Here is a 23,688-nt window from a genome sequence, read left to right as displayed (position 1 = left end):
TCGACCTGCGCCATATTTACGCCGATACCCATGAAAAAACCCGCGAGCTGCAGCCACGCGGGTTCTCTCATACTACTTTGCTTTCAATGGCCTTACCAAACGTAGAAAAACATGGGCACAAAGGCCACCAGCAGCAGTGTCGGAATCATAACCGCCAGCGGCAGCAGCAGGCGTTCATACCGGTGCCAGAAGCTGCCCGTGCGCTCAGCCGCCAGTACCTCGGTCTCGCCAACCACTTGCCGGGTCAGAAGGTGGTTCAGAGCCACCGGCGGACTGAGATAGCCGAGTTCAAAGGCCACCAGGCACACAATCCAGAAGTGCAACGGATCAATGCCAATCTGCAGCGCCGGCTGGGCGATGGTGGCTGATACCAGAATCACTGCCCCGAACGGATCCATAACCATGCCGATAACCGTCAGCATAACCACAATCACCAGCATGGCAATCCACGGGCTGGTCAGATCTTCAGGGAACAGTGCATGCACGATATCGGAGCGTTCCAGGATGCCGCCCAGGCAAATCGAGAAGCCTATCAAAGCCAGCAAGGCGCCAATGTGCACGGCCGAGTCGCTGGCGGCCGCCGTGCTTCGGGCAAAGAAAGCGCCCGTGCGACTCTGGCCGGCATCCCGGCTATTGCGGCCCGCGTCCATGGCCACCAGCGCCAGCATAACCAGAGGCAGAATGAGTGGCGCACTGTACTCGTTGAACTGCAGACCCAGGATCGCCCAGATAGCCAGGATTACCGAAGCCGCCGTCAAAACGTACGGCAGCAGGGGGCGCAGCTCCAGGACAGCCGCACGGAAGGCACTCGGTGCCGGCCGGGGCTTCCAGTTGCCCTCGGTTTTGCACACGATGATCGAGAACAGCGTGGCCGACATGATGAATACCCAGAAGCCCCAGCCATACATCTCGGTTGTGGTCACTTCTTTATTAAGCGCGGCAACAACCACAATCAGCAAACAGGGGTTGAGCACCACCCCCAGACTGCCCGACATGGCGGTAGTCGCCAGTGACAACTGGCGCCCGGCGCCGGCCCGACGGAGTTCATCGTAAACCACCCCGCCCACGGCCAGAATAAAAATACCGGAAGCCCCGGTAAACGCTGTCGGGAAGGCCGTCGCGAAGATAATCACCGAAGCCAGCAAAGGTGCGGGCAGATTAAACGGCTTGACCAGGTTCAGCAGCAATTCCGGAACCCGGGTTTGTTTGAGCATCATCCCCACCAGCACATACAGGCCGATATTGATGAACATTGAGGACAGGTTCGACATCATGCCGAAATAGATGGCAAGACCCGACGCGTAGCCATCCACAAAAAAGAAATAGCTCATGGCAATAAGGCCCATGGTGCAATACAGCGGCACCACCAGCCCTGAAGACAAGGCCAGACTGCCGGCACGCATCCGCTCCGGCACATACACGAACCGCACCGCATTGATGATCATGAAAACCCCGAATACGCCCCCCCAGGCATATTGCAACACCATGGTTGTGTCGGCCCCCGGAGATTGGGCAAGACGCCCTGTATAGGCATTCAGCGACAAGATCATCAGGCCATTCACCGTAAACTGGACGGCCTGACTGAAACGCCATTCAGCCCGGTTCCGGGGCAGGCGCAGGGCAATGTGGTCGGCATCCAGGGCGGCAATAGCTGCGGCCAGGGCAAACATACCAATAAACAGGAACTTGGTCAGGTCGATATTATCCAGCAGGAAATCCGCCAGGCCCTGCTCCACGGTTTTATACACTCCGAGTGCCCAGGTGGCGTGTTTCTGATTCTCTGCAAACTGCAAGTGGCGCTGTTCGCAGAGCTCCAGGTTACGCTGCAAGGACTGCCGGATTGCCTCGGGGTTCGGTGGAGAACTGAACAGATCGTCCGGGTCCGGCTTGTACGCCTGAACCCGTCGTTCAACCTCCGTGTCGATATCCATGAACAGGTTACAGGTGGGCTCAGTCGCATCCGGATTGAGCAGGTAGTAGTTGGGCCATACCTGCTCGCCTACCCACAACAAACGGGAATGCAGCGAATTGCCCATCCCCAGAAGCAGAGTGGCCAGAAGCAAAGCCAGCAGAACCACCCCGTGCAAACGGTGCACGGGATAAAGGGTTCTCACACCCGTAGCAGTCATTGCACGCCAGTTCATGATCAGGCTCCCCGTTTATTCCCGGTTATCCGCTGTGCACTCTGAGGCACCGGGATTGCTGGCGCACCGGATTTTGCTGAGCAGGCTCAGCATTTTCGGGTGATACACGCTGGGCGCGCCATCGACACCGTCACGCATTTCCAGACGGTTCTGGCGGAACATCTCCTGATAACCGACGATGTCCTTTTCCGGAATCCGCAGCCACTGCGCATCCGGAATGGCGCTCTCCTGACTCTCGATCAGGTTCATGGCCTGTGGGTACATACCCCAGGCAACTTCACGGGCTTTCTGGGCGGTGTCATCGCCGACCACCTCATCACGGGCAATAATCTGGATGGTCAGTTGCGCCAGCGGATAGTCAACAATACCGCCCTGGTCACCAATGCCTTTGTAAAGTTCCAGCGCCTGATACGCGAACGCCGGGGCATAAGCGGTATCCACCGAGCCATTATTGAACTTACCGGCAAAGTTGGTGATGTCCGAGGGCACCACTGTCGCCTTGACATAGTTCACCATGTGAATGGCGTCTTTCTGATAATCCAGCGTGGCAATCCGCTTGCCCGCCAACTCGCCTGCAGTATCTATCTCACGGTCATTCACGAACAGGTAGCCGGCACCCGCCGGCACGATACCCAGCACTTCGTAATCACCATCTTTCATCAGGGAGGCGGCTTTGGGCTGGGCCAGAGTGGCCAGCAGGGTTTTCAGGTCACTGTAGGTGGGCAACGCACCCACGGCACTGATGCTCCCGGTAAAGCGGTTGAATGGCCGGATACGGATATCCGTGGCGGCCACGGCGTCGCACTGGCCCGCATTAAAATCACCAATGGCCACGCCCTCATCGGTGTAGGGCTTGAGCTGGAAATCCACCCCGTGGGCTTTCATTTCCAGGGCATAGTCTTTGACCATGTTATACACATCGCCGTTGGCGCCGATGACATCGAACACGCACATGGAAACCGGCTGGGCGGAAGCCAGCGGTGCGGCAACGGCAAGAGACAGGGCTGCGAGGGATTTGCGAATCATGACGACCTCCGGGTCATTCTTGTGGTTTTGGTCATTACGGCAGAGTGGTCTGGACGACCAGCCTCAGAGCAGGCCATCCAGATCCATGGTTTCGACGTTCTCGAGGTCGCGCTCGGGGCTCATCTTGCCGAAAAAGCGCTGCGGGGTGCGGTGGCCATAATGGGTGCTCCAGTGTTTGTCCGAGGCAAACTGGACAACGCCACGGGCGACCTCATCCACCAGCTGGTACTCATCCCACACCTCGATGCGCTCCTCGGCCTCCGCAAAACCGGCGATGGCATCCGCCAGCACGTTCGGACGGCCGAAAGTTTCGGCAGCGACAACCTGAACGGCATAGGACGCACGAATGCCGGATTCAACGCCCAGCTCTGCGCTGTTGTCCAATACCTGCCAGGGGTCTGGCGACAGTTCCGGGCGGGTATCCGGCAACAGCAGCCAGACCAGCGCACGAACAGCATTCGGCAGGCCACCCCATTTTTCATTGTCAACACAGGTGGCGGCACGCTCTGCCTGCGGCGCAATATTGCGGGGAACACCGGCCAGAGCACCGGAGTTGGAGTCGTTCACAATCGCCTGCATACCGGTGAGTAGTCCCAGAAGGAAGGTCAGTTCATCCTGCTCGGTGAACAGAAAAGGGCATTCCAGTGGCTCCGCAGCCGGGTCAAAATCGTAGGCGGCCATAGCCCGTGCAAAGGCTTGGTAGCGGCGTTTGGCCGTCTGCGCGTAGAGCCTTTTGGACACTTCTCGCGCGTCTTTGGCAGCGGGCACCTCGCCCTCATACTCCGCCCGCAAATAACCAAGCTCCGCTTCCCAGGCCCGGTATTCCATGCAGTTAGCCGCCAGCAGCATCAACAATGAGCCGGTTGAATCCGGAGCATCAGTGACCCGGGAAAAGGAGTAGACCAGCGGATCGGTCCCCTCGCCCAGCGCGCAGGCCATCCCGGGGTCAGACATCTGCATGACATAGGGCGTTGCCTCGGATTCCGAATAACTGGACAGCACGACACCGGTGGTGGTGTAGATAGGATTGGCAGAGCAGCCAGCCAGCAGCAGTGCAGAACTGCCCAGTACTGCGCCACGCACGCGAGCCATCATAAGGCCCGCCCGAACAACCATTGAGGAGATCATAATTCGACCTGTCTGACATTATTTTTGTATGTAAGGGATGACGAGAGTTTTTATCACACTTGATGCCCGTCAATCCGTGAACCGGCTCCGAAGCTTTTCAGTCGGGGCCCGAACGTGAGCAAGAATGCGAGGAATGTTGTCAGACAGAAATGGCTTGATTGCCGAAACAGGTATGCCGATCAGGCCAATGGCCTGAGAAAAAGCGGAAAAACCAACATTTAATTGATTTAAAACAACGCACTACCAAAGACACGCATTTCAGAACAAGCGTGCCACTTTGAGACCTGTGCACATTACCGGGGATGGAACCCCAGCATGGACATCACTTGGCTCGTCAGGCCATCCAGCGACAAACCACCCCGCTCCGGGCGATACCAGGTTACCGTCCAGCTCAACGCACCGGTCAGCATTCTTCGGGTAATGAACGGATCGGCCCCCAATTCTCCTGCCGCAGCCAGTTCACGCAATACCGACAGCCACAACTCTTCATAAATATCCCGCAACTCCAGCACTTCCGCCCGGGAGTCCTCGGACAAACTGCGCCATTCATAAACCAGCACCGCCATGGCCTCGCCGGTCTGGCCGTTGATTGACTCTAACTCTGTCCGCACCAGCGCCCGCAATTTTTCCCGAGGTGACTCGGCGGTACCTGCGGCGGCCTGCATCAAGGCCGTATTCAACCGAATGGTTTCCACCATGACCGCCTTGAGGATTTCCTCCTTGGTGCGGAAATGGTGAAACAGACTGCCCGACTGAATGCCCACAGCCGCTGCCAGATCCCGCACCGTGGTGCGCTCATAGCCTTTATCCCGGAACAGTCGCGCCGCCTCATTCAGCAGCCGCCCGCGAGCGCTCGCAGGGTCGGAAACACGTTGTTCGGCGATAAGGGACTGCAGGATCGGGTTCTGGTTCACAAAGGCCATCCGGTTGTCTTGGTGGGACTTTTTATTCTACCCGAGATTTCCCTGTTTACAAACCAAGCGCTTGCTTGGTATCGTCATTTCCATTGTTGGATAACGTCCCGCCAGTGCGGGCATCAGAACAAGGCCAAGAATATGTCAGACGCCAACCAAACCATCCGTATCGGCTGCTCTGCCGCTTTCTGGGGCGATACCGAAACGGCAGCGGCGCAGTTAGTGCGCCACGGCAATATTGATTATCTGGTGGCCGATTACCTGGCCGAGATCACTATGTCGATCATGGCCGGCCAGAAGATGAAAGATCCCACCCAGGGTTACGCCCGGGACTTCGTGCAAACTGTGATGGGGCCCTTGCTCGGTGAGATCAAAGAAAAGAGTATCCGGGTGCTGGCCAACGCCGGTGGCGTCAATCCCGAGGCCTGCCGCGATGCACTCCAGGCACTGTGTGACAAGGCGGGCGTAGACCTGAACATTGCCCTGGTACTTGGCGACGATCTGCTCGCGAAGAAGCAGACGCTGGCCGAAGCCGGCATTGCTGAAATGACCACAGGCCAGCCCTTCCCCGCCATGATGGTGAGCTTGAACGCTTACCTGGGTGCACCGGGGCTGGTCGCCGCTCTGGAACAGGGTGCCGATGTCATCATCACTGGCCGGATAGCCGACAGCGCGTTGGTGCTGGCGCCACTGGTCCATGAGTTTGGCTGGCACTGGGACGATTACGACAAGCTGGCCCAGGGCAGCCTGGCCGGGCATTTGCTGGAGTGCGGCGCCCAATCCACCGGCGGTAACTTCACCGACTGGGAAGAGGTGGCCGACGGCTTCGCCAACATGGGGTTTCCGATTGCTGAAGTCAGCGGCTCGGGCGAGTTTGTGATGACCAAGCCCGAAGGCACGGGCGGCATGGTCAGCCGGGGCACGGTAGCCGAGCAGCTGGTGTATGAAATTGGTGATCCACGGGCCTATCTGCTGCCGGATGTCACCTGTGATTTTACCCAGGTAACCCTCGATGACATCGACAAGGATCAGGTTCGCGTGAAGGGAGCCCGGGGCTTGCCACCTACGGACAGTTACAAGGTGTCTGGCACCTGGCCGGATGGATTCAAATGTACAGTCACTTTCCTGCTGGCCGGTATCAATGCCCCCGCCAAGGCGCAGAAAGTCGCGGAGGCCATTCTCGCCAAAACCTCGGCGATGTTTGCGCAGCGGGGATTGCCGGATTATTCCGAAACCAGCATCGAGTTGCTGGGGACCGAGAGCACTTACGGCGCTCACGCAAACGGCAGCGGTTGTCGCGAAGTGGTGATCAAGATCGCCACCGCGCACCCGAAGAAAGAAGCGCTGGTGCTGTTCTCCCGGGAAATCGCCCAGGCCGCCACCGGCATGGCGCCGGGCATCACCGGTATCGTCGGCGGCCGACCGACGGTGTGGCCGAAGATTCGTCTGTTTTCGTGTCTGGTGCCGAAGTCGGAAGTCACGGTGTCGGTCGATAAGGATGGTGAAAGCTCCGAGGTTGCCGTTGCCACCAACGGCGGCTTTCACACGGAGTTGCTGGCACCGGAACCGCAATCACGGGTGGAGGTCGCCACCGATACGACCGTTCCCCTGATCAACCTGGCCTGGGCGCGCTCTGGCGACAAGGGTGACCACAGCAATATCGGGGTGATTGCGCGGGATGCCGGGTATCTTCCTTACATTGAGGCGGCGTTGACGGAGCAGGCGGTGGCCGAATGGATGGCGCACACGCTGGATCCGGCGTCTGGCAAGGTCACTCGCTGGTCGTTGCCGGGCTTGCAGGCGTTTAATTTCCTGTTGGAGCACAGCCTGGGTGGCGGTGGCGTGGCCTCGCTGCGGATTGATCCGCAGGGCAAGGCGTTTGCCCAGCAGTTGCTGGAGTTTCCAGTACCAGTGCCCTCGAATCTGGTGCCGCAATGAGCCCTGTTATCGCCGTTCTGGATCAATCGCCATCGGTATCAAACCTTGGTGCCTGCACCCCGCTGGGGGGAAGCCTTTCCCGAACACGCCGTAAACCCATCCCTGGGGGCTTGAGCGCAGCATCCCTGCTGCGCACAGTTCTGGTAAGGCTTCCCCCCAGCGAGGCGCCCCAGGCTTTTTCGTGGATTCGACGCATTTTATAGGAAAGTGTTTATGAGTTATCAGTCTGTTCTCCGGCCCGGGTTGTTTGCCGGCCAGGTTTTCATTATCACAGGTGGAGGCTCGGGCATTGGCCGGTGTACGGCTCACGAGCTGGCAGCACTGGGAGCCCGGGTCGCACTGGTGGGGCGTAAGCAGGAAAAACTGGAGGCCGTGAAAGCCGAGATCGAAGAAGACGGCGGCGTTGCCAGTGCGCACGCCTGCGACATTCGTGAAGAGGAATCGGTGAAAGCCACGGTAACCGCCATTATTGAGACCCACGGTGGGCTGAACGGGGTCGTGAACAACGCCGGCGGGCAGTTTGCGTCACCGCTGACCGGGATTAATCAGAAGGGTTGGGAAACGGTCGTCCGGACCAACCTGACCGGCGGATTCCTGATGGCCCGGGAGGCCTACACCCAGGCATTGAGCAAATCCGGGGGCGCGATTGTCAATATTGTCGCCGATATGTGGGGCGGTATGCCGGGTATGGGGCACTCCGGGGCGGCTCGTGCCGGGATGGTGAATTTCACCCAGACAGCCGCCGTGGAGTGGGCGCCGTCAGGGGTTCGGGTCAATGCGGTGGCACCAGGGTGGATAGCCTCCAGCGGGATGGATAACTACCCGGCCCACATGAAATCGTGGATTCGCGGCCTGGCCGATGCGGTGCCCATCAAACGCATGGGCACGGAGTCGGAGGTGAGCTCCGCCATCTGCTTTTTACTGAGCCCTGGGGCTGCGTTTATCAGCGGCGACTGCCTGCGTATTGACGGCGCGGCGTCGCAGGGTACGCGCATCTGGCCGATGCCAAAGGCGAAGAACAATGAGCCCTACAACGGTTTCCACCGGGCGGTTACGCCGAAAGTATTGAGCGACGACTGAGGATTTGCCATGCAGGTACTGGATACAACAATAAACCCCCAGTCCGACGAATTCCGGGCCAATGTCGAGGCCATGGAAGCGCACATCAACACCTTCCGGGATGTGGAGCAGAAGGTGCTGGATCTTGCAGAGTCTGCCCGGGACAAGTTCGCCAAACGCGGTAAGCTTCTGCCGCGGGATCGCATCAACCGGTTGCTGGACCGGGGCAGTGAATTCCTGGAGCTGTGCTCACTGGCCGGCTATAAAATGCACGATGATAAAGACGGCTCTCTGGCTGGTGGCGGCATTATTGCCGGCATTGGTCGGGTAGCGGGTGTGCGCTGTCTGGTGGTGGCCAGCAACAGTGCCATCAAGGGCGGCACTATCACCCCCGCCGGCCTGGATAAGACCCTGCGTCTGCAGCAGATCGCCATGGAGAACAAGCTGCCAGTGGTGTCGCTGTCGGAATCCGGGGGCGCCAACCTGAACTATGCCACGGATATTTTCGTGCTGGGGGCCCGGGGGTTTGCCAATCAGGCGCGAATGTCGGCCGCCGGCATTCCTCAGGTTACCGTGGTGCACGGCAATGCCACGGCCGGCGGTGCCTATCAGCCGGGGTTGTCGGATTACGTGATTACTGTCCGTGAACAGGCCAAGATGTTCCTGGCCGGCCCGCCACTGCTCAAAGCGGCCACCGGCGAGATCGCGACTGATGAGGAGCTGGGCGGTGCGGAAATGCACGCCACAGTCGCAGGCACCGCCGAATACCTGGCCGAAGATGATGCCGACGGCATTCGCCAGGCCCGGGAAATTCTTGGCGCCCTGCCCTGGAACGAAAACCTGCCACTTCGCCGGGAGCCCCAGTGGGACGAACCTCTGTATCCGGCGGAGGAATTGCTGGGCGTGACGCCATCCGATGCCAAGAAACCGTATGACGTCCGCGACATTATTAGCCGCATTGCCGATGGCTCCCGGTTCCTGGACTTCAAAAACGATTACGACGACCAGACGGTGTGCGGCACCATCCGGATTGAAGGCCACAGCGTGGGCATTATTGGCAACAACGGCCCGATCACACCGGCCGGCTCCACCAAGGCCGCCCAGTTTATCCAGCTGTGCGACCAGGCGGGCACACCCCTCCTGTTCCTGCATAACACCACCGGGTTCATGGTCGGTACCCATTCCGAGCAGAACGGCATCATCAAACACGGGTCCAAGATGATTCAGGCCGTGGCCAATTGCCGGGTGCCCAAGATTGCCATCGTCGTAGGGGGCTCCTACGGCGCTGGCAACTATGCCATGTGTGGCCGGGGTCTGGATCCGCGTTTTATCTTTGCCTGGCCCAACAGCCGTACCGCCGTTATGGGGCCAGCCCAGGCCGGCAAAGTCATGCGTATTGTGGCCGAAGAAAAACAGCGCAAAAGCGGCCTCGAACCAGATGAAAAAACCCTGTCATTCCTGGAACAGGCCACCGCCAAAAAGCTGGAGGATGGCTCTACCGCACTCTACGGCACTGCCCGACTCTGGGACGATGGCCTGATTGATCCACGAGACACCCGCCGGGTGCTGGCGCTGGTGCTCTCGGTCTGTCGCGAAGCCGAACAACGACCACTTCGGCCAAACGCCTACGGCGTCGCCCGTTTCTGATTTCGTTACTGATTCACTGGGAGAACAACAATGAAATTCACAGCCGAACACGAAGCCCTCAGAAAAACCGTCCGCGATTTCGTGGAAAAAGAAATCAACCCGTATTGCGATGAATGGGAAGCGGCAGGCGAATTCCCCATTCACGATCTGTTCAAGAAACTGGGCAACCTGGGCCTGCTGGGCATCCAGAAGCCCGAGGAATACGGCGGTATGGGCCTGGATTACAGCTACAACCTGGTCGCTGCCGAGGAACTCGGCATGGCGAAATGTGGCGGTGTTCCGCTGGCCGTGGGGGTGCAGACCGATATGTGCACGCCGGCCATCGCCCGCTTTGGTTCCGACGAGCTCAAGCGAGACTTTCTGGCGCCGGCTATTTCAGGCGATATGGTCGGCTGTATTGGTGTCAGTGAAGTGGGGGCGGGTTCCGATGTGGCCGGCCTGAAAACCACCGCGAAGAAAGACGGCGATGACTATGTGATCAACGGCTCCAAGATGTGGATCACCAATTCGCCCAAAGCCGACTTCATGTGCCTGCTGGCCAACACCAGCGACGACAAGCCCCACAAGAACAAGACGCTGATGATCGTGCCCATGAATACCCCGGGCATTTCCTTCAGCCCAAACCTGAACAAGCTGGGTATGCGCTCCTCCGAGACCGCGCAGGTGTTCCTGGACGATGTCCGCATTCCCCAACGCAACCGCATCGGTGCCGAGGGCACGGGGTTCATGATGCAGATGCTGCAGTTCCAGGAGGAGCGTTTGTGGGGTGCCGCGAACATCATCAAGGCTCTGGAGCACTGCGTAGACCAGACCATCGAGTATTGTCGCGAGCGCAAAACGTTCGGGCAGCCATTGATCGACAACCAGTACATTCATTTCCGCCTGGCGGAGTTGCAAACGGAAATTGAAGCTCTGCGGGCGCTGACCTATCAGGCCTGTGAGCTGCACATTGAGGGCAAGGATGTCACCAAGCTGGCGTCTATGGCCAAACTGAAAGCGGGCCGTCTGGGCCGTGAGGTTACGGATTCCTGTCTGCAGTTCTGGGGCGGTAACGGCTATATGTGGGATAACCCGCTGTCCCGGGCCTATCGGGACGTTCGGCTGGTGTCCATCGGCGGCGGTGCCGACGAAATCATGCTGGGCATTATCTGCAAGCTGATGGGGACTTTGCCGGGCAAGCAGCGCGACTAGTCTTTGGAGTATGGGCTTGTAGGCAGGTGGAGCTTTCCGGGACACGCGGTGAATACATCCCTGTACGCTTGACTGCAGCATCCCTGCTGCAGACAGTCCCGGAAAACTCCACCTGCCCACAAGCCCACCAACGCCTGAGCTAGCGCCCGTTGCTGACTACCCAAACATGGAGTCTGACATGGACCAACAACTACCACATTGCGAAACCCTGATTCTGGAAAAACAGGGCCCGACCCTGTTCATCACCATCAACCGCCCCGACGTCCGCAACGCCATGAGCCTGCAAATGGTGGCGGAACTGGCCACCGTCTTCAGCGAGATCGAAAACGACACCAGCATTCGCGCCGCCGTCATCCGCGGCGCCGGTGGGCACTTTTGCGCCGGCGGCGACATCAAAGACATGGCCGGCGCCCGGGGCCAGAAAGCCGGCGAAGGCCGCGACGACCCGTTCTACAAACTCAACCGCGCCTTCGGCCAGATGATTCAGCAAGTCAACGAATCCTCCAAAGTCGTCATCGCCATCACCGAAGGCGCCGTCATGGGCGGCGGCTTCGGCCTGGCCTGCGTTTCGGACCTTGCCATCGCCAGTCCCAGTGCCAAATTCGCTATGCCGGAAACCACCCTGGGCGTGATTCCCGCCCAGATTGCCCCGTTCGTGGTTGAGCGGATCGGCCTGACCCAGGCCCGTCGGCTGGCCCTGCTGGGCCTGAGGGTCGACGCAACCGAAGCCTGCGCTCTGGGCATTGTTCATCAGGTTGCCACATCCGAAGAACAGCTCAACGATATGCTGAACCAGGCGCTGGAACGGGTACGCCTGTGCGCCCCCGATGCCACGGCAGAAACCAAGGCCTTGTTGCACCGCGTGGGCCATGAGGCCATGGCGGGGCTGCTGGATGATGCGGCTGAGAAGTTCGCCGGTGCCATCCGTGGGCCCGAAGGTACAGAAGGCACCATGGCGTTCATGCAAAAGCGTGAACCGAAATGGGCCGAGAGTTAACGAATACAAATATTAAAACAAGCCACTCAACAATCATTGGGCAGGCAAACACCCAAGGTCGCGGGAGCGCCACTGGCGGGATAAGCCTCCGGAAAATTTCGAAGGCCAAGGATGGCCTGAGAGAAGCGCACATGGATGTGCTCGTAGCGGTTTTCCGGAGGCTTATCCCGCCGGTGGTGCGGACGAACACTAACCTGGGGCGGACCAGTAACAAGGCAGATAACGCGTATGCTAAAAAAACTACTCATCGCTAACCGTGGCGAAATCGCCGTCAGGGTCATCCGCACCGCCAGGGCACTAGGCTACCGGACTGTGGCTGTCTACTCCGAAGCTGACAGCAACGCCCTGCACGTTGAATACGCCGACGAAGCCGTCTGCATCGGCCCCGCCCAGGTCAGCGCCTCCTATCTGAACGCCGATGCCATTCTAGATGCCGCACGAAAAACCGGCGCGGACTGCATTCACCCCGGCTACGGCTTTCTCTCGGAAAATGCGGGCTTCGCCAAAGCCATCAAAGAGGCCGGCCTTGCCTTCGTTGGCCCGCCTGAAAACGCCATTGAACTGATGGGCAGCAAACGCCGCTCCAAAATCGCCATGCAGGAAGCTGGTGTGCCCGTGGTTCCCGGCTTTGAAGGCGATAATGCAAACGATAATGAACTGATCGCCGCCGCACAGGATATCGGCTACCCGCTCATGCTCAAAGCCTCCGCCGGCGGCGGAGGCCGGGGTATGCGACTGGTGGAAAGCGAAAGCGAACTGGCCGATAACATCACACGGGCCCGCTCCGAAGCGAAACAGGCCTTCGGCGACGACGAACTGATCATCGAAAAAGCCGTCATCGAACCCCGTCATGTGGAAATACAGGTTTTCGCCGACCGTCGTGGCCATGCCGTCTATCTGGGTGAGCGGGACTGCTCCGTGCAACGCCGGCACCAGAAAGTCGTCGAGGAAGCCCCCTCACCTTTCGTTACGCCGGAACTGCGCCAGGCCATGGGCCAAGCCGCCGTCAAAGCCGCGCTGGCCTGCGGCTATGAAGGCGCAGGCACGGTGGAATTTCTGGTCGACAAAGACCGTAACTTCTACTTTCTGGAAATGAACACCCGCCTGCAGGTAGAGCATCCGGTGACCGAGCTGATCACCGGGCAGGATCTGGTGGCCTGGCAGTTGATGGTCGCCGAGGGCCGGCCGCTACCGCTCGCCCAGGACGACATCCAGCTTAACGGCCACGCCATTGAAGTTCGCCTGTACGCCGAAGACCCGGCCAGCGGCTTCACGCCGCAAACCGGCACCCTGCACCAATTCATCCCGGCCGCGGGCGAAGGCCTGCGGTTTGACACCGGGGTGCGTTCCGGCGATGTGGTAAGCCCCCACTACGACCCGATGCTGGCGAAAGTCATCGCCTGGGGGCCCACCCGGGACGACGCCCGGCGCCGGCTCATCCGGGCCCTGGAAGACACCACCGTATTTGGCGTTACCACCAACCGCCATTTCCTGAGCCGCATCATCGCAGACCAAACCTTTGGCGCCGGTGAGGCAACGACCGCTTTCCTCCAGCAGGCCTTCAAAGACGATAGTTCACTATCCCCACAATCGCTGACCCTTCGGGAACTAGCCCTGAGCGCCTGCGCCCTGAGCCTTGGAACGGCCGGCCAGAATGGCTGGAGCAACGCCCCGGCTTCCGTGATGCCCATGAAGCTGGAAGCCCAGGACGAAACCTTCGAACTGCTGGTACGCCATACCCATGATGCATTGTTGGTAGCGCTTAACCAGGACGACTACGAAATACAGCTCGAAAGCCACAGCCCCGGAACCTTATGCATAATCGACAACGGGGTCCGTCAACGGTGCCAATACTACCGCCACGGAGATTTCCTATATTTGCAGGCGCTTGGGCGATCCTGGGCGGTGCGCGATGTAACACACCAACCCGCCAGCAGCAAAGCCGGTGCGGGTAGCGGGCGCATTCAGGCGGGTATGGATGGCGCAGTGATTGATGTATTGGTGGCAGAAGGCGACACGGTAGAACAGGGACAACCCCTGCTGATACTGGAGGCCATGAAAATGGAGCACCCGGTAAAAGCCGACAGGGGTGGAAAAATGGAGCGCCTGCTGATTGAGCCGGGCCACCAGGTAAAACGCGGACAATTACTCGCGGAAATAACAACAACGGAAGAGGCTACATCATGATATCACTGGAAAATCGCACCGTATTCATCACCGGTGGCAGCCGGGGCATTGGCCGCGCCATTGCGCTGGCTTGCGCACGAAAGGGCGCCCGGGTGGTGATTGCCGCCAAAACCGATAGTCCGCACCCCAAGCTGCCCGGCACCATCCATACCGTCGCCGACGAAATCCGGGAACTCGGGGGCGAAGCGCTGCCACTGGTGCTGGATGTCCGCGATGAGCAACAAGTGAAACAGCGTATAGACGAGGCCGCCAATCATTTCGGCGGTATCGACGCCCTGATCAACAACGCCGGCGCCATCCGGTTGACCGGGGTGGAACAACTGAAAACCAGCCAATACGACCTGATGCATCAGGTCAATGCCCGGGCCGTCTTCACCTGCAGCCAGGCCGCACTGCCCTGGCTCAAACAGTCGGATCATGGCCACATCCTCAGTATGTCGCCCCCCATCAGCCTGAATCCCCGCTGGTTCGCCCAACATGGTCCTTACACCACCACCAAGTACGCCATGACCATGCTCAGCATGGGGATGGCCGAAGAGTTCCGCCGGCACGGTATCGCGGTAAATTGCCTGTGGCCGAAAACGCTGATTTCGACCGCAGCCATCGAATTCGAGGTGGGTGGGCCGCGACTGATGGCGCAGGGCCGCAAGCCCGAGATCATGGCCGATGCCGCTGTCAGCATCCTGTCGCGGACAGCCGAAGAACTGACCGGACAGGCGCTGATTGATGAAGATGTGCTCCGCCAGGATGGTGTTGAGGATTTCGAACATTACCGATATGCCGAAGGCGACAAACCTTTGCTGCCGGATCTCTTCCTCGATTAACCGCAGGGCCTGGCGCATTGCTCTGCGGACGACAACCGATAACAACACAAAGACGACTGAAACGGATGCAATATGAGCCAGGACAACATAACCGCTCGCGACATTATGCGCAGCCTGCCCGGTGTACTCAGGAACTTTCCCTCCGTCGCCAAAGGCCTGTACTACTACAAGCTCAAAGATGACAGCAAAGAACTGACCCTGGGCAAGCTGGTCGAGCAGAACGCCGACAAATACCCGAACAGGCCCGCCATCCTGTTTGAAGACCGGGCGATCAACTGGGCGGAGCTTGACGCCTGGAGCAACCGGATAGCCCATTACCTGAAAGACCAGGGACTGGTGAAGGGCGATGCCATTGCCGTGCTTCTGGAGAATCGTCCGGAACTGCTGGCAACCGTCGTCGGCGCCGCCAAGGTGGGCGTTGCCTGCGCCATGCTCAATACCTCCCAGAAAGGAAAGGTGCTGGCGCACAGTATCAACCTGATCGAGCCCCGGATGCTGGTGGTCGGTTCAGAGCTGCTGAGCCACGCCGAATCGGTTCGTGGCGATCTTCAATTCAGGCACACTCAACCACTGCTTTATTTCCACGATGGCAATACCCTCAACACCTTCGGCGAAGCACCCGAAGGTTACGTTAACCTTGCCCTGGAAGTCAGCCGACGACCCTCTACCCGCCCGATTCTGAGCAATCCGGTAACCCTGGGCGACACGGCCGTGTATCTTTACACCTCCGGCACCACTGGCTTGCCGAAAGCGGCCCCCGGGTCGCACCGCAAGTTCATCCGGGCTTATGGCGGCTTTGGCCTGCTGTCGCTGGCCATGGAGCCGGAAGACGTACTCTACTGCACGCTTCCGCTTTACCACGGCACCGCCCTGCTGGTGTGCTGGGGATCGGTACTGGCCGGCGGCTCGGCCATTGCCTTGCGCAGAAAGTTTTCGGCCAGCGCCTTCTGGCCAGACGTTCGGCGTTACCAGGCCACCACGTTCGGCTACGTGGGCGAACTTTGCCGCTACCTGCTGAATCAGCCGGAAAGCGACCAGGACCGCAACCACCACCTCACCAAAATGATCGGTAACGGACTTCGGCCGTCCATCTGGAAAGAATTCAAGCAACGCTTCGGTATCGACAAGGTTGCGGAGCTTTATGCCTCTTCTGAGGGCAACATCGGTTTCAGTAATTTTTTCAACATGGACAACACCGTGGGCTTTTCAACCGCGCCCTACAAGCTGGTGAAGTACCACGAGGGCACCCGCGACCCGGTCCGGAATGACAAAGGCCGTTTGCAGGAAGTTGCCAAGGGCCAGCCCGGCCTGTTGATCGGGGAGATTAACAAGAACTGGGCCTTTGAGGGCTATACGCAGAAGGAGGCCACGGAAAAATCGATCCTGCGGGAAGCCTTCAAAAAGGGCGACGCCTGGTTCAACACCGGTGATGTCCTGAAGGAGATCGGCTGTCGGCACCTCCAGTTTGTTGATCGCATGGGCGACACCTTCCGCTGGAAGGGCGAGAACGTGTCGACCACGGAGGTCGAGAATATCATCGACGGCTCCGGGCTGGTGGATGAAGCCATTGTTTATGGTGTGGAGATACCGGGTACCAACGGCAAGGCCGGCATGGTAACGCTGGTGCCGCAAGCTCAGGGGCCGGCCTTTGACGTGAACGCATTGTTCGCTTATCTGCAGGATAATCTGCCGGCTTACGCGGTGCCGGTGTTTGTGCGGGTGACCAATGCCATCGAAAAGACGGGAACGTTCAAGTACCGGAAAGTGGATATCCAGAAGCTTGGCTACTCGCTGGAGCGGCCGGAGGATGATGTTTATGCCTGGCTGCCCGGTTCGTCCGGTTACGCGTTGCTGACGCCGGAGTTGGTGTCCAATATGGATTCGGGGAGTATTCGGTTTTAATACCGGCCTTTGAGGGGCGCCGTAATCCAGCCTGAAAGGTTTGGTGATAGCGAGAGCGGGGTGCCCCTCCCAGAAACCGCTACAAGCACATCCATGTGCGCTTCTCTCCGGCCATCCATGGCCTCCGAAATTTTTGGGAGGGGCACCCCGCACCAAACCTAAAAGGCTAAGAGCATCACTCGCCCACCCGCAAAACGATCTTGCCAGTCGCCCGCCGCTCAGTCAGCGCCCCAAGCGCCGCGGCATACTCCTCGAACGGGAACACCTCGCTGACCTTCGGATCGATCTTGCCGTCGGCGTACATCTGCAACAGCTCCATCATGTTCTGGGCGCTGGTCTGTGGCTCCCGCTGGGTGAAACTGCCCCAGAACACGCCAACCACCGAACAGCCCTTGAGCAACGTCAGGTTCGCCGGAATTTTCGGGATATCCCCTGCCGCAAAGCCGATCACCAGATGGCGACCATTCCAACCCATGGTACGCAGCGCCTGTTCGGTGAAATCGCCGCCTACCGGGTCGTAAATAACGTCCACACCCTTACCTTTGGTGAGCTTTTTCACCGCATCCTTGAGCGATTCCTCGGTGTAGTTGACCAATTCATCGGCGCCTGCCTCTTTGGCCACCGCAAGTTTTTCTGCGGAGCTGGCTGCCGCAATCACTCTCGCTCCCATGGCCTTACCCAGTTCCACGGCTGCCAGGCCTACCCCGCCGCTGGCACCGAGCACCAACAACGTCTCACCGGACTGGAGATTGGCGCGTTGTTTAAGCGCATAGTAAGAAGTGCCATAAACCATCATAAAGGCCGCCGCTTTTTCGTCCGGCAGGGTATCCGGAACCGGCAGCAGATTGGACTCCGGGGCAACCACTTCCTGGGCAAAAGCGCCCCATCCGGTCAGCGCCGCTACCCGATCACCGGGCTTGAAGCGAGTTACTTTCTCGCCCACTTCGACCACCTCACCAGAAAGCTCTCCGCCGGGAGCAAACGGCATGGGTGGTTGGAACTGGTATTTGCCCTGAATAATCAGGGTATCCGGAAAATTCAGGCCTGCGGCCTTGACCCGGATTTTAACACCACTGCCCTTGACCTCCGGGCTGGCAATGTCTTCGATGACCAGATTCTCGGCCGGCCCATATTCCTTGCACAGAATGGCTTTCATGTTTGCTCCTGGTGTGTCTGCCCCAATCCTGACATTGTCAGGCGGGTACTGGCTTGATCTTATAATTGACCCGGATCAAGCTAAACGCACAGACCCTGCTAAGCAAATCAAGGCTGCTTATTACGGGCAATAAGTCCGGCTGATAAATCTGCAATCAAAACACCAGAGCGCCTGCCACCAAGGCAACCACAACCAGCACACCCGCCGCGAGCAAACCGTATTTAACGCCCGGGGCCAGGGCCTGCGCCGGGGCCAGAGCGCTGTGATCATCATGGTTCACCAGTTTCTGGTCTTCACTGGAACGCCGTATCAACTCGATCATTTCTTCGCATTGTTCACCAGAAAACCCCGCCGGGTTAAAACTCGACAGTTGGTGTTTCTCCAGAAACGCCTGTACGTCAGACGACAAGGGCACGTACTTCATAGACCAGTTGGAAAAGGTTCGCGAACCCAGCGGCTCCTCGATCAGTGTGCGGATATTCCGGTGGCGCGAATCCTGGCGAATGCACTCAAAGGTTTCCCGGACAAACTCTTCCTCACCTTCCAGGTACTGAAAAAACCGGTTGTCGCCGTAATACAGTCCGCCCACCAGCTCAGTGCGGGCATTGTTGCGCCGGGAGGCCATAAGAATTCTGGCCACGTGTGGCTCTACGCCCTTCTCCAGGGGTTGTGCTTCGAACGTTGCTTCGCTGGCGTAAGCCAGTCTCATCAGGGCCATAGCGCAATACTCCAGTTCCATTAAGTAGCAAACAAACGGTATCTTACGGTTGCCGCCTGTGAAACAGATCACATCCCGCCACCACACCCGGCACCCGGGAAGATGAATCAAAAGCCGAATTCGGCTATGCTTCAGCCCTCTGGGAGCCCCCCAGCCCGCTTTCGCCAGACCAGAGCCGCCCATGTTCGACATCATCTACACCCTGGAAATGATTGGCGTTGTGGCCTTCGCCATCTCCGGCATGATCGTTGCCCGCTCCAAAAATATGGACCCTGTCGGCGTGTTCGCGATCGGCTTCGTCACAGCGCTTGGTGGCGGCACTCTGCGGGATCTGATCATGGACAACCACCCCCTGTACTGGATCAAACACGAGGAACAACCGATCCTCATACTCGCCATGGCGATCGTTTTCAGCTACTGGAGCCGCGCCCATGCCCTCAAGGAATCCAGAATTGTCTTCCCCGATGCCATCGGTCTTGGCATTTTCTCCATTCTCGGCGCCCAACTGGCCCTGGATCTTGGCCATTCCTGGTTTATCGCCTCCATGCTGGGAGTCATGACCGGCTGCTTCGGCGGCGCGCTGCGCGACACCCTGTGCAATGAAGTGCCGTTTATCTTCCGTAAAGACCAGATCTACGCCTCCATCGCATTCGCCGGCTGCTGGCTGTACTTCGTCTGCCAGTGGTTCCTGGAGAGTGAATCCCTGGCCCTGACCATTGGCCTGCTGTTTATCGTGATTGTGCGTATGCTCGCCGTGCGTTTCGATATCCGCCTGCAGCGTGATCAGGTACTGGATTGAACGCACAATCAACGCTTGGCGTCAGACGTTCTAGCCGGTAACATTGCCGTCTTTTCACACAGTTCACATTTCCGCGCACAGACAAACTTTCATATCCCCTAACCCAGGTATTCTCAGAGGCAGCCCCCGTCATGCTTGAACGACTGTTTCAACTCCAGGCCCACGGCACTACTGTTCGTAAAGAAGTGGTAGCGGGCATTACCACTTTCCTGACCATGGCTTACATCATCGTGGTCAACCCCAGCATTCTGTCATCCACCGGTATGGATTTCGGCGCTGTCTTTGTCGCCACCTGTCTGGCGGCCACTATCGGCACCCTGATCATGGGCCTGTTGGCGAATTATCCCATCGCACTCGCCCCGGGCATGGGCCTGAACGCCTTCTTTTCGTTCACCGTCGTCGGCAGCATGGGCTACAGCTGGGAAGTAGCTCTGGGGGCCGTCTTTCTCTCAGGTTTTATTTTCTTCATTCTCAGCGTTGTAAAAATTCGTGAATGGATTATTAACAGTATTCCGATGTCGCTGCGCTTCGGTATTTCCGCCGGTATCGGTTTTTTCCTGGCACTGATTGCGCTGAAAAACGCGGGTATCGTGGTTGATAACCCGGCCACTCTGGTGGGTCTGGGCGATATCAAGGTCGCCGAAAGCCTGCTGTTCTTCGGTGGCTTCGTGCTGATCTGCGCGCTCTCTTTTCGCCAGATCACCGGCGCCGTAATGATCGGCATTCTTGCCGTAACCGTTGCGGCCATGATGCTGGGCATGGTCGAGTACAAAGGCTTTGTCTCTGCGCCTCCGAGCCTCGCCCCCACGTTCATGCAGATGGATCTGGCCGGGGCACTGAATGTCGGCATGATCAGCGTTATTTTTGCTTTCCTGTTTGTGGACCTTTTCGACACATCCGGAACGCTGATTGGTGCTGCCCAGCGCGGCGGACTGCTGGATAAAGACGGCAAACTACCGCGCCTGGGCCGCGCGCTGATGTCGGATTCCGTGGCCACCATGTCTGGCGCGGCACTGGGCACGTCAACCACCACCAGTTATATCGAGTCCACGGCCGGTATCTCGGCCGGCGGTCGCACCGGCCTCACCGCCGTGGTCGTGGCCCTGTTGTTCCTGGCGTGCCTTCTGCTCTCCCCCATCGCCAGCATCATTCCGGCTTATGCCACGGCACCGGCGCTCTTCTACGTTGCGGTACTGATGGCAAGCGGCCTGAAACTGGTGGACTGGGATGACATCACCGATGCGGCGCCGGCCATCGTCACAGCGCTGACCATGCCCCTGACCTTTTCAATCGCCAACGGCATCGCCCTGGGCTTCATTACCTATGCGGTGATCAAGGCTCTTGCCGGTCGCTGGTCTGACCTGAACGCCAGCGTGGTAACGATTGCCGTTGTCTTCGTTCTGAAATTCACGTTCCTGGACGCCGCCTGAACGGCCTCCAGCGTTATCACCGGATCAGCCCATGGACTACTTCTCCGAAAGCATTAAAAAAGCCATTCGCACGGTGCCCGACTGGCCGAACCCCGGCGTATCGTTCCGCGACATCACAACGGTGCTGCAGGATAAAACGGCCTTCAGAAAACTGATCGATGCCTTCGTGCATCGCTACCATGGCCAGCACATCGATGCGGTGGCGGCGGTGGATGCCCGGGGATTCATTATCGGCTCGGCCCTTGCCTATGAGCTCAACGCCTCTCTGGTACTGGTTCGCAAGAAAGGCAAACTGCCCTTCGATACCCTGGTCGAGGACTACGAGCTGGAATACGGCACGGCCTCGGTCGAGTTGCACAAGGATGCGTTCAAGCCCGGCGACAACGTGGTGCTGGTTGATGACCTGATTGCCACCGGCGGCACCATGCTGGCAGCCACCCGCCTGATCCGCCGGATCGGAGCCGAGATCGTCGAGGTTGCCGCCATGATTGATTTGCCGGATCTCGGCGGGTCACGCAAGCTACAGGAAGAAGGCCTTCGGGTTTATACTGTCTGCTCATTCGAAGGAGACTGAGCGGAGGCGCCATCATGGGCGATTACCAGCATCACTGGAAAGATGGCACACCGGTGCATCTTCCTTTAGGCAAGATCGTTTGTGTCGGGCGCAACTACGCGGAGCACGCCCGGGAGCTGAATAACCCGGTGCCCGAGGAACCGCTGCTGTTCATCAAACCCGCCACGGCAGCGGTTCACATCACCCGGCCCCTGGATGCACCCAAAAACCAGGGTGAGGTGCATTTTGAAACGGAGTTGGCCATTCTGATCGGTCGTCCGCTGGCCAATGCCTCTGCCAGTGAGGCAGAGAGCGCTATTCTCGGCTACGGCCTCGCCCTCGATCTTACCCTGCGAGAAGTACAAAACCGCCTGAAACAGCATGGCCACCCGTGGGAGCGTGCCAAAGCTTTCGACGGCGCCTGCCCCCTGTCGCCCTTCGTTGCCGCCGACACCCTGCCACCGGGAAATATCCACTTTACCCTGGACATTGATGGCCAGCGCCGGCAAACCGGTGACACCCGCGATATGCTCAACCCCGTTGCGCCACTGATTGCCCACATGAGTTCACATTTCAGCCTGGTGCCTGGCGATGTGGTGCTGACGGGCACTCCCAAGGGGGTTGGCCCGTTAATCCCGGGGCAAACCCTGTCCCTGGAACTGTCTGATGTGTTATTTGTGGAGACCAGAGTGGTCTGAACGGGATCCTGATACGGATATTCAGACGAGCTTTTACATCCCGGGAAACAGGCAAGCACATGGCCAGGAAACCAGTTACCTCACGCACAGGACGTTTTTTCAAACTTGCGGGTATGACCGCCTCGGTTGCAGGCCAATACGCCGGCCAGAGAGCGCGGCGTATGCTCCGTACCGAAAACGATGAGGGCGCCCAAAGCGAAAGTTACACCAGAATGGCCAGCCAGATTGCGGATACCCTGGGAGAGTTGAAGGGTGCGGTAATGAAAGTCGGCCAGATTGCCTCCCAGACCCAGGACTTTCTGCCAAAAGAGTTTTCTGATGCTCTCGAAAAGCTCCAGAAAGAAGCCCCGCCCATGCCGTTCAGCGTCATTCTGGAACAGGTGGAAAGCGAGCTGGGCAAGCCCGTGGGTGAGTTATTCGAATACCTGCAGGAAACACCCTATGCGTCGGCGTCAATCGGCCAAGTGCACCGGGCGAGGATGCACGACGGCACCGATGTCATTGTGAAAGTGCAATATCCCGGTGTCGACGAATCCTGCGATTCCGACCTGAAACAGCTGCGTATGGCGCTGAAACTGGGCGGTCTGCTGAAGATGCCGAAAGAATCGGTCGACCAGCTGTTCGGGGAAATCCGGGTGCGACTGAAAGAGGAGCTGGATTACGAAAACGAGGCCCGCAACCTGAAGCTGTTCCACGAATTCCATCAGGACCAGCCCTGGGTCATCATCCCCGAAGTCGTCGACAGTCATTCCACCCGACGCGTACTCACCCTGGAGTTGGTGGAAGGCGATCACGTCAGCAAGGTAACACCGGAGCGCTACAGCCAGGAAACCCTGAACCTGATCGGCCACCGCATCTTCACCATCATGGCGGACCAACTGTTCCGCTTCCAGTGCATCCACGGCGACCCCCATGCCGGCAACTTTGCCTACCGGCCCGACGGCACCATCATCATGTACGACTTCGGGTGCGTAAAGAAACTCAAACCCGAGATCGTCGATGCCTACCGCAAGGCCCTGGTCGCTGCGCTTGATGAAGATTATCAGGCTCTGGACCAGTACCTGATCGATCTGGGCGCCCGGGTGGACCATCAACCGGCGGTAGATGAAGCCTATTACGCCATGTGGCGGGACATCCTGATCATCCCGTTCCTGAATGACGAACCCTACGACTTTGCCGAAGCCGATCTCCACAAACACGTGGCCGCGAAAACCAGCACCGTGTTCAAATATCTCGATTATTTCAAGCCACCGGTGGAAAGCATCTTTATCGACCGGATGATTGCCGGGCATTACTGGATGTTGAAGCGGCTCGGTGTGCAAGCGGCATTCAAAAGTGAACTGGAGAAATACCTGAGAGGTTGAGGCAAGAGCCCTG

Annotated in this window: 19 protein-coding genes; 13 read left to right on the top strand and 6 right to left on the bottom strand. The window is 58.8% G+C overall.

Translation table 11 applies throughout. The annotated features are described in order from the left end of the window. Positions 1-92 precede the first annotated feature (92 nt). The 4 genes from ACP2AU_RS14660 to ACP2AU_RS14645 all read right to left on the bottom strand — a co-directional run bounded on the left by ACP2AU_RS14660 (position 93) and on the right by ACP2AU_RS14645 (position 5,221). Positions 93-2,144, bottom strand: coding sequence for a TRAP transporter large permease subunit (locus tag ACP2AU_RS14660; RefSeq protein WP_426376961.1), 2,052 nt, complete (start codon positions 2,142-2,144; stop codon positions 93-95). Positions 2,145-2,159: 15 nt separating this feature from the next. Beyond that, positions 2,160-3,170, bottom strand: a complete 1,011-nt coding sequence (locus tag ACP2AU_RS14655; RefSeq protein WP_426376960.1) for a putative solute-binding protein — start codon at positions 3,168-3,170, stop codon at positions 2,160-2,162. A gap of 63 nt (positions 3,171-3,233) precedes the next feature. Continuing rightward, positions 3,234-4,265 carry a hypothetical protein gene (locus ACP2AU_RS14650; protein ID WP_426376959.1) on the bottom strand — a complete coding sequence of 344 codons (1,032 nt, stop codon included), beginning with the start codon at positions 4,263-4,265 and terminating at the stop codon, positions 3,234-3,236. A gap of 326 nt (positions 4,266-4,591) precedes the next feature. Further along, positions 4,592-5,221 (bottom strand): TetR/AcrR family transcriptional regulator, encoded by a 630-nt coding sequence (locus tag ACP2AU_RS14645; RefSeq protein WP_426376958.1) that lies wholly within the window; start codon positions 5,219-5,221, stop codon positions 4,592-4,594. 132 nt (positions 5,222-5,353) lie between these two features. Between ACP2AU_RS14645 and ACP2AU_RS14640 the strand changes: the two genes are divergently transcribed. From ACP2AU_RS14640 to ACP2AU_RS14605, 8 genes are all read left to right on the top strand, one after another. Continuing rightward, positions 5,354-7,150, top strand: coding sequence for an acyclic terpene utilization AtuA family protein (locus ACP2AU_RS14640; protein ID WP_426376957.1), 1,797 nt, complete (start codon positions 5,354-5,356; stop codon positions 7,148-7,150). Between the two features lie 213 nt (positions 7,151-7,363). Next, positions 7,364-8,230, top strand: coding sequence for an SDR family oxidoreductase (locus ACP2AU_RS14635; RefSeq protein ID WP_426376956.1), 867 nt, complete (start codon positions 7,364-7,366; stop codon positions 8,228-8,230). Between the two features lie 9 nt (positions 8,231-8,239). After that, entirely contained in the window at positions 8,240-9,856 is a 1,617-nt protein-coding gene (locus ACP2AU_RS14630; RefSeq protein ID WP_426376955.1) for an acyl-CoA carboxylase subunit beta, read from the top strand. A gap of 30 nt (positions 9,857-9,886) precedes the next feature. Next, positions 9,887-11,047 (top strand): acyl-CoA dehydrogenase family protein, encoded by a 1,161-nt coding sequence (locus ACP2AU_RS14625; protein WP_426376954.1) that lies wholly within the window; start codon positions 9,887-9,889, stop codon positions 11,045-11,047. A gap of 178 nt (positions 11,048-11,225) precedes the next feature. Continuing rightward, entirely contained in the window at positions 11,226-12,044 is an 819-nt protein-coding gene (locus ACP2AU_RS14620) for an enoyl-CoA hydratase/isomerase family protein (protein WP_426376953.1), read from the top strand. Positions 12,045-12,272: 228 nt separating this feature from the next. Then, positions 12,273-14,231 carry an acetyl/propionyl/methylcrotonyl-CoA carboxylase subunit alpha gene (locus ACP2AU_RS14615; protein WP_426376952.1) on the top strand — a complete coding sequence of 653 codons (1,959 nt, stop codon included), beginning with the start codon at positions 12,273-12,275 and terminating at the stop codon, positions 14,229-14,231. Further along, positions 14,228-15,055: an SDR family oxidoreductase gene (locus tag ACP2AU_RS14610; protein ID WP_426376951.1), complete on the top strand. Its 828-nt coding sequence runs from the start codon at positions 14,228-14,230 to the stop codon at positions 15,053-15,055. Before ACP2AU_RS14615 ends, ACP2AU_RS14610 begins: the two co-directional genes overlap by 4 nt. Before the next feature lie 72 nt (positions 15,056-15,127). After that, positions 15,128-16,957, top strand: coding sequence for a long-chain-acyl-CoA synthetase (locus ACP2AU_RS14605; protein ID WP_426376950.1), 1,830 nt, complete (start codon positions 15,128-15,130; stop codon positions 16,955-16,957). A gap of 175 nt (positions 16,958-17,132) precedes the next feature. Here the strand turns inward: ACP2AU_RS14605 and ACP2AU_RS14600 are convergent, their stop codons facing one another. After that, a complete protein-coding gene (locus tag ACP2AU_RS14600) occupies positions 17,133-18,113 on the bottom strand; it encodes an NADPH:quinone oxidoreductase family protein (RefSeq protein ID WP_426376949.1) in 981 nt (326 codons plus the stop codon). Between the two features lie 154 nt (positions 18,114-18,267). After that, positions 18,268-18,831, bottom strand: coding sequence for a BLUF domain-containing protein (locus tag ACP2AU_RS14595; protein WP_426376948.1), 564 nt, complete (start codon positions 18,829-18,831; stop codon positions 18,268-18,270). A 181-nt stretch (positions 18,832-19,012) separates the two neighbouring features. On the opposite strand from ACP2AU_RS14595, the gene ACP2AU_RS14590 reads away from it, so the two are divergent. The 5 genes from ACP2AU_RS14590 (at position 19,013) to ACP2AU_RS14570 (ending at position 23,675) form a co-directional block, all read left to right on the top strand. After that, on the top strand, positions 19,013-19,630 hold the full coding sequence (locus ACP2AU_RS14590) for a trimeric intracellular cation channel family protein (protein WP_426376947.1): 618 nt from the start codon (positions 19,013-19,015) through the stop codon (positions 19,628-19,630). Positions 19,631-19,761: 131 nt separating this feature from the next. Beyond that, positions 19,762-21,060 (top strand): NCS2 family permease, encoded by a 1,299-nt coding sequence (locus ACP2AU_RS14585; RefSeq protein WP_426376946.1) that lies wholly within the window; start codon positions 19,762-19,764, stop codon positions 21,058-21,060. A 31-nt stretch (positions 21,061-21,091) separates the two neighbouring features. Further along, positions 21,092-21,634 (top strand): adenine phosphoribosyltransferase, encoded by a 543-nt coding sequence (locus ACP2AU_RS14580; RefSeq protein WP_426376945.1) that lies wholly within the window; start codon positions 21,092-21,094, stop codon positions 21,632-21,634. 14 nt (positions 21,635-21,648) lie between these two features. Beyond that, positions 21,649-22,311: a fumarylacetoacetate hydrolase family protein gene (locus ACP2AU_RS14575; RefSeq protein WP_426376944.1), complete on the top strand. Its 663-nt coding sequence runs from the start codon at positions 21,649-21,651 to the stop codon at positions 22,309-22,311. 59 nt (positions 22,312-22,370) lie between these two features. Next, positions 22,371-23,675, top strand: a complete 1,305-nt coding sequence (locus tag ACP2AU_RS14570; RefSeq protein ID WP_426376943.1) for an ABC1 kinase family protein — start codon at positions 22,371-22,373, stop codon at positions 23,673-23,675. Positions 23,676-23,688: the final 13 nt, after the last annotated feature.

It is taken from the genome of Marinobacter sp. VGCF2001 (assembly GCF_049943275.1).
Lineage (GTDB): Bacteria > Pseudomonadota > Gammaproteobacteria > Pseudomonadales > Oleiphilaceae > Marinobacter.
This window is presented reverse-complemented; position numbering and strand designations above follow the sequence as displayed.

Bases quoted from the DNA above. Each gene is read 5' to 3' on its own strand.
- ACP2AU_RS14570 (WP_426376943.1), top strand. From the start codon at position 22,371: ATGGCCAGGAAACCAGTTACCTCACGCACAGGACGTTTTTTCAAACTT.
- ACP2AU_RS14660 (WP_426376961.1), bottom strand. From the start codon at position 2,144: ATGAACTGGCGTGCAATGACTGCTACGGGTGTGAGAACCCTTTATCCC.
- ACP2AU_RS14630 (WP_426376955.1), top strand. From the start codon at position 8,240: ATGCAGGTACTGGATACAACAATAAACCCCCAGTCCGACGAATTCCGG.
- ACP2AU_RS14580 (WP_426376945.1), top strand. From the start codon at position 21,092: ATGGACTACTTCTCCGAAAGCATTAAAAAAGCCATTCGCACGGTGCCC.
- ACP2AU_RS14605 (WP_426376950.1), top strand. From the start codon at position 15,128: ATGAGCCAGGACAACATAACCGCTCGCGACATTATGCGCAGCCTGCCC.
- ACP2AU_RS14655 (WP_426376960.1), bottom strand. From the start codon at position 3,170: ATGATTCGCAAATCCCTCGCAGCCCTGTCTCTTGCCGTTGCCGCACCG.
- ACP2AU_RS14600 (WP_426376949.1), bottom strand. From the start codon at position 18,113: ATGAAAGCCATTCTGTGCAAGGAATATGGGCCGGCCGAGAATCTGGTC.
- ACP2AU_RS14640 (WP_426376957.1), top strand. From the start codon at position 5,354: ATGTCAGACGCCAACCAAACCATCCGTATCGGCTGCTCTGCCGCTTTC.
- ACP2AU_RS14585 (WP_426376946.1), top strand. From the start codon at position 19,762: ATGCTTGAACGACTGTTTCAACTCCAGGCCCACGGCACTACTGTTCGT.
- ACP2AU_RS14635 (WP_426376956.1), top strand. From the start codon at position 7,364: ATGAGTTATCAGTCTGTTCTCCGGCCCGGGTTGTTTGCCGGCCAGGTT.
- ACP2AU_RS14615 (WP_426376952.1), top strand. From the start codon at position 12,273: ATGCTAAAAAAACTACTCATCGCTAACCGTGGCGAAATCGCCGTCAGG.
- ACP2AU_RS14610 (WP_426376951.1), top strand. From the start codon at position 14,228: ATGATATCACTGGAAAATCGCACCGTATTCATCACCGGTGGCAGCCGG.
- ACP2AU_RS14590 (WP_426376947.1), top strand. From the start codon at position 19,013: ATGTTCGACATCATCTACACCCTGGAAATGATTGGCGTTGTGGCCTTC.
- ACP2AU_RS14620 (WP_426376953.1), top strand. From the start codon at position 11,226: ATGGACCAACAACTACCACATTGCGAAACCCTGATTCTGGAAAAACAG.
- ACP2AU_RS14645 (WP_426376958.1), bottom strand. From the start codon at position 5,221: ATGGCCTTTGTGAACCAGAACCCGATCCTGCAGTCCCTTATCGCCGAA.
- ACP2AU_RS14575 (WP_426376944.1), top strand. From the start codon at position 21,649: ATGGGCGATTACCAGCATCACTGGAAAGATGGCACACCGGTGCATCTT.
- ACP2AU_RS14625 (WP_426376954.1), top strand. From the start codon at position 9,887: ATGAAATTCACAGCCGAACACGAAGCCCTCAGAAAAACCGTCCGCGAT.
- ACP2AU_RS14650 (WP_426376959.1), bottom strand. From the start codon at position 4,265: ATGATGGCTCGCGTGCGTGGCGCAGTACTGGGCAGTTCTGCACTGCTG.
- ACP2AU_RS14595 (WP_426376948.1), bottom strand. From the start codon at position 18,831: ATGGCCCTGATGAGACTGGCTTACGCCAGCGAAGCAACGTTCGAAGCA.